This window comes from Lysobacter sp. cf310 (genome assembly GCF_900114355.1).
In the GTDB taxonomy this organism is placed as follows: domain Bacteria; phylum Pseudomonadota; class Gammaproteobacteria; order Xanthomonadales; family Xanthomonadaceae; genus Lysobacter.
The window spans coordinates 16,981-31,427 of record NZ_FOSS01000002.1 but is presented as its reverse complement, the minus strand read 5'-3'; the positions used below and the strand labels follow the sequence as shown (position 1 = coordinate 31,427).

8 protein-coding genes are annotated in these 14,447 nt (G+C 69.9%); 4 read left to right on the top strand and 4 right to left on the bottom strand.

Annotation, left to right across the window (positions count from 1 at the left end; translation table 11 throughout):
* Nucleotides 1-92 precede the first annotated feature (92 nt).
* From ugpC to BMZ45_RS06730, 3 genes are read left to right on the top strand one after another with little or no spacing between them, the layout of a single operon-like run.
* Nucleotides 93-1,205: an ABC transporter ATP-binding protein gene (gene ugpC, locus BMZ45_RS06740; RefSeq protein ID WP_091634233.1), complete on the top strand. Its 1,113-nt coding sequence runs from the start codon at nucleotides 93-95 to the stop codon at nucleotides 1,203-1,205.
* 29 nt (nucleotides 1,206-1,234) lie between these two features.
* Nucleotides 1,235-1,729, top strand: coding sequence for a hypothetical protein (locus tag BMZ45_RS06735; RefSeq protein ID WP_091634230.1), 495 nt, complete (start codon nucleotides 1,235-1,237; stop codon nucleotides 1,727-1,729).
* Between the two features lie 27 nt (nucleotides 1,730-1,756).
* Nucleotides 1,757-2,164, top strand: a complete 408-nt coding sequence (locus BMZ45_RS06730; RefSeq protein WP_091634228.1) for an SMI1/KNR4 family protein — start codon at nucleotides 1,757-1,759, stop codon at nucleotides 2,162-2,164.
* Nucleotides 2,165-2,183: 19 nt separating this feature from the next.
* Here BMZ45_RS06730 and BMZ45_RS06725 read toward each other — a convergent pair whose 3' ends face one another.
* The 4 genes from BMZ45_RS06725 to BMZ45_RS06710 form a co-directional block, all read right to left on the bottom strand.
* Complete coding sequence (locus tag BMZ45_RS06725; RefSeq protein ID WP_254776572.1) at nucleotides 2,184-3,449, bottom strand: MFS transporter; 1,266 nt, start codon at nucleotides 3,447-3,449, stop codon at nucleotides 2,184-2,186.
* A 216-nt stretch (nucleotides 3,450-3,665) separates the two neighbouring features.
* Nucleotides 3,666-6,065, bottom strand: coding sequence for a TonB-dependent receptor (locus BMZ45_RS06720; RefSeq protein WP_091634223.1), 2,400 nt, complete (start codon nucleotides 6,063-6,065; stop codon nucleotides 3,666-3,668).
* 61 nt (nucleotides 6,066-6,126) lie between these two features.
* Complete coding sequence (gene pgmB, locus BMZ45_RS06715) at nucleotides 6,127-9,144, bottom strand: beta-phosphoglucomutase (RefSeq protein ID WP_091634221.1); 3,018 nt, start codon at nucleotides 9,142-9,144, stop codon at nucleotides 6,127-6,129.
* 300 nt (nucleotides 9,145-9,444) lie between these two features.
* Entirely contained in the window at nucleotides 9,445-10,458 is a 1,014-nt protein-coding gene (locus BMZ45_RS06710; RefSeq protein WP_091634217.1) for a LacI family DNA-binding transcriptional regulator, read from the bottom strand.
* Between the two features lie 299 nt (nucleotides 10,459-10,757).
* Between BMZ45_RS06710 and smc the strand changes: the two genes are divergently transcribed.
* Complete coding sequence (smc, locus tag BMZ45_RS06705) at nucleotides 10,758-14,261, top strand: chromosome segregation protein SMC (RefSeq protein ID WP_091634214.1); 3,504 nt, start codon at nucleotides 10,758-10,760, stop codon at nucleotides 14,259-14,261.
* Nucleotides 14,262-14,447 lie beyond the last annotated feature (186 nt).

Here is a 14,447-nt window from a genome sequence, read left to right as displayed (position 1 = left end):
TGAATGCTGGCGTGCATGTAAACGGTTACATGGCAGAATAGCCCAGGGCGGCGACAATTGCATCGTCGCCGGGGCCACGATTGGGAGAATTCATGGCGAAGGTCACGCTTGAACGTCTGCGCAAGGTCTATCCGAACGGGTTCGTCGGCGTCGACGAGGCCAGTTTCGAGATCCGCGACGGCGAGCTGCTGGTGTTGGTGGGTCCCTCGGGCTGCGGCAAATCGACCCTGCTGCGCATGATCGCGGGGCTGGAGACGATCAGCAGCGGCGAGCTGCGCATCGGCGAGCGCCGGGTCAACGACGTCCCGCCCAAGGACCGCGACATCGCCATGGTGTTCCAGAGCTACGCCCTGTACCCGCACATGACCGTGGCCGAGAACCTGGGCTTCGGCCTCAAGCTGCGCGGCGCGTCCAAGGCCGAGATCGAGACGCGTGTGAACGAGGCCGCGGCCACGCTGGAACTGGGATCGATGCTGCAGCGCAAGCCGGCCGCGTTGTCGGGCGGCCAGCGCCAGCGCGTGGCCCTGGGACGGGCGCTGGTGCGCCAGCCGCAGGTGTTCCTGCTCGACGAGCCGCTGTCGAATCTGGACGCCAAGCTGCGCATGGGCATGCGCGTGGAGATCGCGCGCCTGCACCGTCAGCTCGGCACCACCATGGTCTACGTCACCCACGACCAGATCGAGGCCATGACCCTGGGCCAGCGCATCGTCGTGCTCAAGGACGGCAAGATCCAGCAGATCGACACGCCGATGGCGCTGTACCGGCATCCGGCCAATCTGTTCGTGGCGACCTTCCTGGGCAGTCCGAAAATGAACTTGCTGTGGGGCGAGGTGATCGAACGCGACGGTCTGCGCCTGCGCATCGCCGAGGGCGTGGAGCTGCCGCTGCAGCCCGACGCGGCGCTGCGCGAGAGCGTGCGCGGCTACCTGGGCCGCCAGCTCACCGTCGGCCTGCGTCCGGAGGACATGCACCTGGCCGAGGCCGCACCCGAGCGTCTGTCGGCGCGCGTGGAAGTGGTCGAGCCGGTCGGCAACGAGGCCTTCCTCAACCTGGGCTGCGGCGGCTGCGACCTGGTGCTGCGCCTGCCGCCTTATGATCTGCCCACGCCCGGCGATACCGTGCACCTGGGGTATGCGCCCGAGCGCATGCATTACTTCGATCCCGAGACCGAGCGCAGCCTGCGCGCGCCAACGGCCGCCGGCTGAGCGCGGCCAGCCCACCCAAGGAGCGGCGCATGCAGATCGATCAGGCCACGGCCATCTCCGAAGGCGCGATGTTCTGCGTGCCGCTGGCCGCGGGCGCCGGTTACGGCTATGGCTACGTCGCCCTGGCGCGCAAAGGCTGGGGCTATCTGTACGACGTGTACGACCGCATCGGTCAGGACGAGACGCCGCCGCACGACATCGAGGACGCCGGCCTGGCGGTGCGCAACCTGCTCGGCAGCGGCGGCGAATTCCTGGCCGCGACCTACAACCCGCGGCCCTGGCGCCTGCTGGACCGGCAGGTGCGCGCGATCGCGCCGCTGGGGCCGGCGCTGTTCCAGGTCGGCAGCAAGATCCTGGACATGCGCGACGGCGAGCCGGTGATCGATGCGTCCATCGACCGTACCCGCCTGCCGTACAAGGAATACCCGACCGACGACGAGCACTCCTATCTGATCACGGCGCGCCTGCTGGGCTGCGAGTATCGCTACGACGATGCGCGCGCGGGCTACGAACTGCTGCGCTGAGCGCGCCGCCGGCGGCAGGAGACGGCTTTGCTCACGATCGATCGCGCACGCCTGTCGGCCCGGTACGCGCTGAACCCGGGTTGCGACGCGCAGGCGATCGCCGCCATGCAGGCGCGGCTGGCGTTCCGTCTGCCGCCCGACTACGCGGCCTTGCTGCGCCTCAGCGACGGCCTGTCCACCCAGGGCTGCCTGATGTTGCTGGCGCTGGATGCGATCGGCCCGCGCAACGCCGACTACGAGGTGCAGATCTATCTGCCGGACTACGCGATGATCGGCGACGACAGCGGCGGCCGGGCGCTGCTGATGCGCGCCGACGCGCCGACGGTGTACGAAGTGGGTATGGGCAGCCTGGAGGAGGACGAACTGGCGGTGTCGGCGCGTTCGCTGGAACAGCTGCTGCTGGAGTTCGGCGGGCGCACGCTGGGCGAGCGCTAGCGCCGAGCGCGAGCGGCCTTCAGGACACGCCGTGCGCAGCCAGGGCCGCGTCGGCGCGCAAGGACTGGCGCTTGAGCCCGACGATCGCGATCAGCAGCAGGGCCATCGGCGCCAGCGACAGGTAGAACGCGGTCTCGCCGCCGGTGCGCGCGAACAGCTGGCCGGTGATGAAGGAGCCGGTGGTGCCGCCCAGCGCCGAGAACACCACGATCAGCCCGGTCATCGCCGCGTGCCGCGACTTCGGCAGTGCGCTCAGCACCACCGAATTGATCGCCGGGTAGATCGGCGCCATGAACAAGCCGATCAGCGGGAACACATAGGCCGCGACCGGGGCGTGGGTCCAGCTGGCGTTCGGATCCGGGCGCAGACCCGCGGCCAGCGGCAGCGCCAGCAGCACCAGCGCGCCCATCGCCAGCACGCAGGCGATCAGCAGCCAATGCCAAGGCACGCGCCGCAGCAGCAGGCCTGCGCCGAGCCGGCCCAGCGCCAGCGAGACGGCGAAGATGCTCGCGGCCTGCACGCTCATGGTCGTGGGCAGGTGCAGGATCTCGCGGTTGAAGGTCGGCAGCCAGGTGCCGATGCTCTGTTCGATCAGCACGTACAGGAAGGCCGAGACCAGGAACACGCCGATCAGCGGCTGCGCGATCAGGCGGAACATGTCGAAGAAGGCCTGGCCCGGCGCATGCCCGTCGCGCGCGGCGGATTCGTCCAGGCGGCTGCCCGCCAGCAGCAGCGCGGTCGCGGCGGCGACCGCGGCGATCACGTAGTACACCCGCAGCCAGCGCGGATCGGCGGGCGATTCGGGATTGATGAAGCTCGCGAACAGCCAGTAGCCGGCGAGCACGCCGACCATGAACCAGCCCTCGATGGTGCTGGTCAGGCTGGCGTGCTGCTGCTTACCGTCGGTGAGCAGGCCGATCGAGGAATACACCGCGACCTTGGCCAGCGCGAACGAGGCGCCCACGGTCGCGAACAGCAGCTTGCTGGCCCAGAACGCGTGCACCAGCGGCATCAGCGCGCAGGCCGCGGCGACCAGGCTCAGGCCCAGGATCATCGCGCGCCGATAGCCCAGCCGCGGCAGCAGGGAGGCGGTCAGGAACGACACGATCGCGATCGGCAGGTCCTTGAACGCCTCCAGGAAGCTGGCCTCGGCCTTGTCCACGCCGAAGCCCTGGATCGCCTGCAGGATCACCGTGCCGACGCTGTTGAGCAGCACGGCGAACACCATGTAGGTCAACACCATCGCCAGGATCATGCGGCCACGGTGGCTGCCGGTAGGGCTCATGCGCTGCTCCTGCGCGCGGCCGCGACGGCCGTGCGCTGTGATGAAAAAGACCGCTCGCGACGGTCGCGGAGGCCGCCTGCGCCTGGGGGGAGGGCTTGCGCAGGCGGCGGTCCCGGGATCGCGTCGCGAACGGGCTTCGAAAACCGCGCGCCGGGCGGCGCGTGGCGGTCGAAGGCGACGGAGCGAGCATCGCATGCCGCTCCGTCGCCGCCGCGCTCACCAGCGGTAGGCCGCCGAGAGCTGGTAGGAACGGCCCGCGATCGGCCGGCCCAGGAACACGCCGCCAGTGGCCGCGCCGGGCACCCGCACGTTGCCCTCGGTCAGGCCGAGTTCGTCGCTGACGTTGCTGCCGCTGGCGGTGAATTCCCAGTGCTCGCCCACGTGCAGGTTCGCGCCCACGTCCAGCGTGTGGTACGAGGGCAGCTGTTGGGTGTTGGCCAGGTCGGCATAGCGATCGCCGATGTGCGAATAGGTCGCGAACAGCTTCAGATCGCCGACCGGCAGGGTCCAGTAGTAGCTCGGGGTGATCCGGAACTGGGTCTTGGGCTGGCGCATCACCTGGTTGCCGGTGAACTCGCGGTAGTTCTCGTACTGGGCGTCCAGCCATACCCCGGTCGCGCGCAGCTCGAAACCGCCGAAGGGACGGATCGCGCCTTCCAGCTCGACGCCGTAGGCGCGCGAATCGCCGACCGTGGTGAAGTTGGTGCCGTCGTCGAGGAAGGCCTGGAACGGCGAGTTGGTGAAGCTGTTGTAGAACGCGGTCAGGTACAGGTCGTAGACCGAGTTGCCGGACTTGAAGCCCAGCTCGTACTGGTCGACTTCCTGGACCTTGGTGTTGCCGTCGCGCAGGTTGTCGAAGGCCGGCAGCTTGTAGCCCGAGTTGGCGCGCGCGAACAGGCTGGAGGTCTCGTTGAGCTTGAAGTTCAGGCCCAGGGTCCAGGAGAAATGCTTGTCGTCCTGGTCGATGCGGCGCGTGCTCGGCAGCGAGATCGAGGTGTTGTTGTCGTAGAGCGTGTTGGGGTTGCCGTCCAGATCGACCGTGGCGGTGTTGTGCACGGTGCCGTCGACCTGCTGCCATTCGTAGCGGATGCCGCCGTCCAGGCGCAGGCGGTCGTTGATCTGCCATTCGTCGGCCAGGAACACCGCGGTGTTCTGGCCGTCGTAGTCGCCGCGCAGCGAGAAGAACGAGGTGCCGACGAAGCCGTCGCGGGTGACCTGGCGGCCGTCGGCCAGGGTCACGTCGATGCGGCGCGCGTTGTTCTGCGCGGTCAGCAGCATGTTGTTGCCCAGGTACCAGGTGTCCTTGGAGGAATAGCGCGCGTAGTAGACGCCGGCGGTGAGGGTGTTGCCCTCGAACAGGTCGCGGCTGAAGCGCAGGTCGTTGGTGAAGGACTCGATCTGCTTGTCGACCACCCAGAAGCCGGCGGTCAGCACCTGCTGGTTCGGATCCACCGCGCCGCCGCCGTTGGTGTAGGTGGCGTTGCCGGGGCTGCCGAAGGAAGCGATGTAGGAACTGATGGTCTGCGGGCTGGCGCCGGTGAACAGGCCGTTGGTGGGCGCGCTGCCGTTGACGTAGTTGACGCGGTCGCTGATGGTCCAATCGCCGACGTAGAAGTCCATCGAGGCGCCGAACACGTCGAGGTTGATGCCGCGGCCGTCGGCGAGATCGCGGCTGATGGTCTGGCCGTTGGGACCGGTCGGAATGGTCACGCGGCGGAAGTCGTTGCCCAACAGGGTGCCCGATTGCGCATTCAAGCCCGGGAAGCTGGACAGGTCCTTGCCGTTGTTGCGCGACAGCAGCGGGATCGGGGTGAAGAAGGCGTTCTTGTCGTCGGTGTGGCGCGCGTACAGGGTGATCTCGCCGCTGTCCCAGCTGCGGGTGAGGGTGGCGCTGAACTGGCCGCCCTTGTCGGCCGGGAACTGGGTGTCGCGCACGCCGTCGGTGACGCGGTAGAAGCCGCCGATGCTGTAGTACCAGCCTTCGCCGAGCTTGCCGCTGTTGAATACGTCGACGCGGCGCAGGTTGTCGCTGCCCGCGGTCACGCGCAGGCTGCCTTCGGTCTCTTCGCCGCCCTTCTTCTGGATGAAGTTGACGGTGGCGCCGGGCTGGCCGTTGGAGAAGATCGGGCTGGGGCCGCCGCGCAGCACTTCCATGCGGTCGATGGTGTCGTCCATCCGGAACAGGGTGGAGTTCTCCAGGAACGACAGGGTCGGCGGCGGGAACAGCGGCGCGCCGTCCATCTGCACGGTCACGAACGGGGCGTCGCCTTCGGAGGGCATGCCGCGCACGAAGATATTGGCGCCGGTGCTGCCGCCGGCCGATTCGGCCCAGATGCCGGGCACCACCTTGAGCGCGTCGGCCGTGCTCAGCGGCACCGCCTCCTGCAACTGCTCCAGCGAGGCGGTGGTGATCGAGAAGCTGGCGTCGCGCTTGCGCACGCCCTTGAAGCGCGCGGTACCGGAGACCACCACCGCGTCCAGGGTGGTGGCCTCGCTTTTGCCGGCGGGCGGCGCGTCCGCGGCCGGCGCGGCGTCCTGCGCGCGCACCAGGCCCGGGCTCAACGCGGCGGCGATGGCCATCGACAAGGCGTAACGGATCAAAGACGGCTGCTGCATGGTGTTCTCCCCACTCCTCAGAATGTCAGGTTGCGTACGTCGCGCCGAGTGCCGGCGCGGCTTAGGGCTTCACGAAAGCGTCCAGGTCGAAAGCGGCGATCTCGGGCAGGTGCGCGTCGGCGCCGGGCAGGGCATCGCCCGCACCGATGCCGACCGCGGGCATGCCGGCGGCGCGGATCGCGACGATCCCGGCGGCCGCGTCCTCGATGCCGATGCAGCGCTCGGGCGGCACGCCCAGGGCTAGCGCCACGCTCAGGAAAATGTCCGGCGCCGGTTTGGCGCGCGCGATCGTCGCGGCGTCGGCGATGTAGTCGAAGCGGTCGGCGATGCCCAGCCGCGCCAGCAGCGCGGCGGCGTTCTTGCTGGCCGAGGCCAGGCCGAGCTTGAGGCCGCGCGCACGCGCCGCGTCCAGCAGGTCGGTCACGCCGGGATACAGGTCCTGCGGGCCCACGCTTTCGATCGCGGCGCGGTAGTAGCCGTTCTTGCGCGCCGCCAGTTCGCGTCGCTCGGCCGCGTCGTAGGGCCGGTCCGCGCGCTCCAGGATGATCGCCAGCGAGGCCTCGCGGTCCACGCCCTTCAGGCGCAGGTTCACGGTCTCGTCGAAGGGCACGCCGATCTCGTCGGCCAGGCGCTTCCAGGCCAGGTAATGGGTGTGCGCGGTGTCGGTGAGCACGCCGTCCAGGTCGAAGATCAGGGCCTGGACCGGGCGCGGAAACCTTGCGGACGCGGCCGTCTCGGCCGCGAGCGCCACGGTCTGGGCGGCGTCCGCGCTCAGGCGCAGGCGCCGTCCGGCGTGCACGATTTCCAGCGGCGCGCCCTCGAGCAGGCGATACGTCGCCTGCGCGCCTTCGACGCCGACATGCAGTTCGCGGCCGCGCCAGCGCAGGCCGAAACCGTAGCCGTTCCAGCGCGCCGGCAGGGTGGGGGCGAAATGCAGCTCGCCCTCGATCGCGCGCAGGCCGGCGAAGCCCTGGGTCAGGGCCAGCCAGCTGCCGGCCATCGCCGCCATGTGCACGCCGTGGTCGGTGTTGCCGTGCAGATCGTCCAGGTCCACGCGCAGGCTGGCGTCGAAGTAATGCAGCGCGCGATCGGCGTAGCCGACTTCGCTGGCGAGGATGCCGAACATCGACGCCGACAGGGTCGAGTCGTGGGTGGTCACCGCTTCGTAGTAGTCGTAACTGCGACGCTTGCGCGCCTGGTCGATGTCGGCGCCGGCCAGCACCAGGGCCATCACCACGTCGGCCTGCTTGCAGACCTGGTAGCGGTAGAGCGTGAGCGGGTGGTAATCCAGCAGCAGCGGGCGGTGTTCGCCCTGGCGCGGAGGAAACGGCCAGCGCGGTTTGTCGAGGAAGCCGTCGTCCTGCGCGTACACGCCCAGGGCTTCGTCGTAAGGCAGGTACATCGCTTCGGCCGCGCGCTCCCAGTTCGCGACTTCGTCGGCGTCCAGGCCCAGGCGCGCGGCCAGGGCGACGGCCGCTTGCGGCCGCTCCTCGTGCAGGTGCCGCCATACCGCGACCGCGCGCCGCAGATGCTGCTGGGCCAGGCGGTTGGTGTAGTAGTTGTTGTCGACCATGGCCGTGTACTCGTCCGGCCCGGTGACTTCGTGGATGCAGAACGCGCCGCCGCGGCGCGGGTTGTAGTGGCCGATCTGCGGCCAGATGCGCGCGGTCTCGAACAGCATCTCGGCGCCGCCCTCGACCAGGAAACCGAGGTCGTCGCTGGCGTCCAGGTACAGGCCGATCGCGTAGGCGATGGCGGCGTTGATGTGGTACGCGGCCGAGCCCGACGGGTAGTGCGCCGAGCACTCGCCGCCGCCGATGGTGCGCCAGGGGTAGAGCGCGCCGGCGGCGTGGTTCATCTCGCGCGCATGCGCCCGCGCGGCCTCGAGCATGCCGTGGCGCGCCTGCAGCATCGCGCGCGCGACGTCCGGTGCGGTGTAGGCCATCACCGGCAGCACGAAGGCCTCGGTGTCCCAGAAGCAATGGCCTTCGTAGCCTTCGCCGGTCAGGCCCTTGGCGGCGGTGCCGGACACGCCGTCGCGGCCGGCGGACTGCCACAGGTGGAACAGGTTGAAGCGCAGCGCCAGCTCGCTGTCCGGGTCGCCGTCGATGGACAGTTCGGCGTCGCGCCAGAACTCGGCCATGGCGCCGGACTGCAATGCGGCCAGGGCCTCGTAGCCGGCTTCCACCGCCGCCGACAATGCGCTGTCGACGCGCGCGTCCAGCCCGCCGGCGTCGGCGGCGCTGGCGTAGGCGACGAATTTCTCCAGCACCACGCTGGCGCCGGGCGTGAGCTGCGCTTCGTAACGCTGTGCGGCGCGCGTTTCGTCGGCCACGGCGTCGGCGTAACGCAGGCTCGCTTCGCCCGAGGGCAGGCGATGGCGCTGGCCGCACAGCACCGCGCCGGTGCCGTGGCGGGTGCGTTGGCCGTAGCGGGCCTGCACCGCATCGGCGCGCGCGCCGTTGGCGAGCAGGCCTTCGCTGCCGGACACGCCGATGCGCGGATCGTCGCCCTGGGCCGCGGCCTGGCGGCCGCTTTCGATCGCCGACACCAGCGCGATCGGGCCGGTGTAGTCGATCGAGCTCACGCGGTAGCGGATCGCGAGCAGATCGCAGCCGCCCGGGTGCACGTTCAGCGGCACCACGCGTTCAGCCTGGATCTCGACGCTCGCGCCCTGCGCATCGCGCAGGCGCATGCGCCGCCGCAGCGCGCCGGCGTGCAGGTCGAGTTCGCGTTCGAACGCCAGCACCTCGGCGCTTTCCGGATCCAGGCGCTGCTCGCCCAGCCAGACCTCGATGCGCTTGCCGTCGGCGACCGGCACGCGGGTGTCGGTGCTCAGGGCGAAGCCGCGGAAGCGCTCGTGGTAGTGGATCGGGTGGTGTTCGTAGACCGCGGCCAGGTAGCAGCCGTCGCCGTCGCCGCGGCCTTCCTCGAAGCCGCCGCGCACGCCCAGCGAGCCGTTGGCCAGCGCGTACAGGCTGGCGTCGCGCTGCCGGCGCGCCGGCTCGTAACGGTCCTGGCGCAGGCGCCAGGCGCGCGCTTGGGGGTCGGGGCGGGGCGGGGGATTCGTATCGGTCACGCGGGTTCGGCCTGCTCTCTGGACCGCCGGTCGGCGGCTTGGAGGCGGACCCTAAGAGCGCATTGTTATCGATGTCAAGTTATCGATAACAAAAGCCGCGCAGCGAAGGCCGAAGGGCGTAGAAGTGCCACCCGTGCGGGCACTGGATAGCAACCGGGCGCGAGCCTAAGCGACTGACTCCGCGCGAGTTTCCTGCCGTTCGACGCAGCCATAGGCCGCCGCGGTGCAGGCCGACGGGGATCGCGGCGGGAGCGAATCGCGTTGCGGCGCAGCACGCGCCTGCGCCGGGCCTCTGCGGGCTCAGGTCACCCGCACCACCAGGTTGGTGGGCAGGATTTCCGACGCCGCCGGCTGGCCTTCGATCAGAGCCAGGATCTTGCGCGCCAGCAGCACGCCGGCGTCGGTGAAGTTCTGATGCACCGAGCTCAGCGGCGGCAGGTAGGTCGCGCCCAGGGGGGTGTCGTCGTAGCCGATCACCGACACGTCCTCGGGCACGCGCCGGCCGCGTTCGATCAGGGCCCGGATCGCGCCGATCGCGAGCAGGTCGCTGGCCGCGAACAGGGCGTCGAACTGCGGATGCTCGTCGAGCAAACGATGCACCGCGGCCGCGCCGGCGCTCACGGTCAGGGCCGGCACCGTGGGCGTGAGCGGGGTCATGTCGTGTCGGGCGAGGGCGCGGCTGTAGCCGTCCAGGCGTTCGGCGAATTCGCCGTGGGCGGGATCGCCCAGGAAAACCGGCCGGCGCCGTCCCAGGGCGATGAAACGCTCGGCCGCGAGCGCGCCGCCGCGCTGGTTGTCGCTGCCCACCACCACCTGCGATTCGTGGCGGCTGACCGCGCCCCAGACCACCATCGGCCGGCCCCAGCGCTCGACCTGATGCATGGCGTCCTCGTGCGCGCCCTGGCCGAGCAGGATCACGCCGTCGGCGGCCTGCACGCTGGGCAGCGCGCCGCCCTGCAGCGAGGTCAGCAGCACCGCGTAACCGGACGAGGTCAGCTCCTGGCTGATGCCGCCCAACAGGTCCAGGGGATAGGGCCCGGACATCTGGCGTTCGATGGTCGGGGTCATCTCGACCACCACCGCCACGGTCATGCTGCGGCGCAGGCGCAGGTTGCGCGCCGAGATGTTGAACATATAGCCCTGGGTTTCGGCCAGCGCCTTGATCTGGGCGCGGGTCTCGGGATTCACCAGCGGGCTGTCGCGCAGCGCGCGCGAGACCGTGATCGCCGAGACCCCCGCCAGCTTGGCCAGGTCGGCCATGGTGGGGCTGTCGCCGGGTGCTTTCTTGCGGCGTTGGGCGCGGGGTCGGCTCATCGGCCTGGCTACCTTGCGTTGCGGATGGTCGCGGACCGCGTCCGGGTCCGTGCGTCATCAATAGCATGACCGCCGTTGCGGTTCGTCGTCCCGATCGCGGCGAAAGCCTGCGCCGAACCGGGCGATCGCCGGGCCGCCGGCGGGCGCGGCGGGGCCGGCCCGGGCCCGTTATACTCACGAGGCTGTGCGGCGTTTTCGCCGTATATCGTCTATAGTAATCAGTAATTTAGACGAACTACTTCATCTTCCTTGGTATCTACGGCAGCGCCCTCGCGGCGCGCCAGAGGCAACCCCGCCGCATGCGTCTGTCCACGATCAAGCTCTCCGGTTTCAAGTCCTTCGTCGATCCGACCACGTTGCACCTGCCCACCAACATGACCGGAGTGGTCGGTCCCAACGGCTGCGGCAAGTCCAACATCATCGACGCGGTGCGCTGGGTGATGGGCGAGAGCTCGGCCAGCCGCCTGCGCGGCGACTCCCTGACCGACGTGATCTTCGCCGGCTCCTCGGCGCGCAAGCCGGTGTCGCAGGCGATGGTCGAGCTGATCTTCGACAACTCCGACCACACCATCACCGGCGAATTCGCGGCCTTCAACGAGATCTCGGTCAAGCGCACGGTCAGCCGCGACGGTACCAGCCAGTACTACCTCAACGGCGGCAAGTGCCGTCGCCGCGACATCACCGACCTGTTCCTCGGTACCGGTCTGGGCCCGCGCAGTTACTCGATCATCGAGCAGGGCATGATCAGCCAGATCATCGAGGCCAAGCCCGAGGAACTGCGCGTCTACCTCGAAGAGGCCGCCGGCATCTCCAAGTACAAGGAGCGCCGCAAGGAAACCGAGACCCGCATCCGCCACACCCGCGAAAACCTCGACCGCCTCAACGACCTGCGCGAGGAAGTCGGCAAGCAGCTCGAACACCTGCGCCGCCAGGCCCGCCAGGCCGAGCAGTACCAGGCGATCCAGGCCGAGCGCCGGGTCAAGGACGCCGAATGGAAGGCGCTGGAGCACCGCGCCCTGGATCAGAAACTGCAGTCGCAGCGCGAGAAGCTGTCGCAGCAGGAAACCCGCCTGCAGCAGTTGATCGCCGAACAGCGCGAGGCCGAGCGCGAACTCGAGACCGGGCGCGTGCGCCGCGAGGAAGCCGCCGAGGCGCTCAACAAGGCCCAGGCCGCCAGCTACGAAGTCGGCGGCGCCTTGGCCCGCATCGAGCAGCAGATCCAGCACCAGCGCGAGATGACCACCCGCCTGCAGCGCGCGCGCGACGAAGCCGCCGCGCAGCTGGCCGAGCTCGGCAGCCACATGGGCAGCGACCAGGAACGCCTGGATGCGCTGCGCGCTGCGGTCGAGGACGCCGAGCCGCGCCTGGAAGCCCTGCGAGACAACGACGAAGCGCGCCAGGAAGCCCTGCGCGACGCCGAGACCAAGCTCAACGACTGGCAGCAGCGCTGGGACGCGCACAGCCGCGCCCAGTCCGAAGCCGCGCGCGCGGCCGACGTCGAGCGCACCCGCATCGAGGGCCTGGACCGCCAGAGCCTGGACGCCGAACGCCGGCGCGAGGCCCTGGCCAACGAGCGCACCGGTCTGGACCTGAGCGCGCTGGCGGCGGCCTTCGAACAGATCCAGAGCCAGCACGACGTCCAGAAGGAATCGCTGGAAGGCCTGACCCACGAACTCGAAACCCGCAAGGGCAGCGTCACCGAGCTGCAGGAACAGCAGCGCGGCACCCAGTCCGAACTGGCCGAGGTGCGCAAGCAGGCCCAGGCCGCGCGCGGCCGTCTGTCCTCGCTGGAAACCCTGCAACACGCCGCGCTGGGCCAGGAGCAGGGCGCGGCCGTGAACTGGCTCAAGAGCCGCGGCCTGGACAGCGCCGCGCGCGTGGGCGAGCGCCTGGACGTCGACGCCGGCTGGGAGAACGCGGTCGAAAGCGCGCTGGGCCAGCTGATCGAGGGCGTGCTGGTCGAGGCCCCGGAATCCCTGGTCGACGCGATCGGCGAACTCGCCGACGGCCGCCTCAGCCTGGTCTCGCCCGAGGCCGACGACAGCGCGTATGCGCCGACCTCGCTGGCCGCCAAGGTGCGCGGCCCGCGCGCGATCCGGCGCCTGCTCGCGCGTCTGCACACCGCCGAGGATCTGACCGCGGCGCGTGCCCTGCAGCCCAGCCTGGATGAAGGCGATTCGGTCATCACCCGCAGCGGCGAGCGCCTCGGCGCGGGCTGGGTGCGGGTGCTGCGCTCCGGCGCCGCCCAGCAGGGCGCGCTGCTGCGCGAGCGCGAGATCCAGACCCTGCGCGGCGAGATCGAAACCCTGCTCAACCGCGAGCGCGAACTGGAATCGCTGCTGGTGCAGCTGCGCGACCGCACCCTGGCCGCCGAACAGCAGCGCGAAGACGCCCAGCGCGGCCTGTACATGGCCCATCGCGGCGTGTCCGAACTCGCCGGCCAGTTGCAAAGCCAGCAGGGCCGCCTCGACACCGCGCGCGGCCGCATCGAGAAGATCGAAGCCGAACTGGAACAACTGATCCTCACCCTCGACGGCAGCCGCGACCAGGCCCGCGACGCGCGCGCGCGCCAGGAGGCCGCGGTCGAGCGCATGGGCGAGCTGGAAGACACCCGCCAGGCGCTGGAGTCCGAACGCCGCAGCCTGGGCGACGCGCGCGAGGCCGCGCGCAACGCCGCGCGCGAATCGCGCGACATGGCGCATGCCCTGGCCCTGACCCTGGAAGCGCAGCGCACCCAGATCGTCGGCCTGTCGCAGGCCCTGGACCGCATGGGCGGCCAGCGCGGCCAGCTCGACAGCCGCCTGGGCGAACTCGCCGCGCAGTTGGCCGACGGCGACCAACCCGTGCAGTCGCTGGAAACCCAGCGTCAGGTCGCGCTGGAACAGCGCGTGCTCGCCGAGCAGAGCCTGACCAGCGCGCGCAGCCACCTCGACGGCATCGACAACGACCTGCGCCGCTACGAGCAGACCCGCCACCAGCGCGACGAGCAGGCCCTGCAGCAGCGCGAGGCCATCGGCCAGCGCCGTCTCGAACAGCAGGCCCTGGTGCTCAAGGCCGAGACCCTGTCGGCGGCGATCGCCGAGGCCGGCTTCGTGCTCGAGGACGTGGTCAACACCCTCACCGAGGACATGCAGCCGCAGGTATGGGAGCGCACCGTCGCCGAACTCGACGGCAAGCTGCGCCGGCTGGAGCCGGTCAACCTGGCCGCGATCGCCGAGCATGCCGAGGCCGCGACCCGCAAGGACTACCTGGACGCGCAGTACACCGATCTCACCACCGCGCTGGAGACCCTGGAAGACGCGATCCGCAAGATCGACCGCGAGACCCGCGGCCGCTTCAAGGACACCTTCGACCGCGTCAACTCCGGCGTGCAGGAGCTGTATCCGCGCCTGTTCGGCGGCGGTCACGCCTATCTGGAGCTCACCGGCGAGGACCTGCTCGACACCGGCGTGGCGATCATGGCGCGCCCGCCAGGCAAGCGCGTGTCCAACATCTCGCTGCTGTCCGGCGGCGAGAAGGCGATGACCGCGGTGGCCCTGGTGTTCGCGATCTTCCGCCTCAACCCGGCGCCGTTCTGTCTGCTCGACGAGGTCGACGCGCCGCTGGACGAAGCCAACGTCGGCCGTTTCACGGCGATGGTCAGCGAGATGAGCGAGCAGGTACAGTTCCTGTTCGTAAGCCACAACAAGGCGACCATGGAAGCCGCGCAGCAGTTGTCGGGCGTGACCATGCGCGAGCCGGGCGTGAGCCGCCTGGTGTCGGTCGACTTGGCCGAGGCGACGCGTCTGGCGGGTGCGGCCTGAGTCCGGGCACGGCGGTGCGCAGCCGTTCGCGCGCCGATGCCATGACTGCGGCCTGTATCGAAGCGGCTTCGCCGCGTCGCGTTTGTCGTTGGAACTGATTATGGTGTGGGCAATGGATCGGGCAGGCGGCGGCGACGCAAGCGTTTGGGCGACTCGCGCAATCCCGAACTTCCTACTCCGCACCAA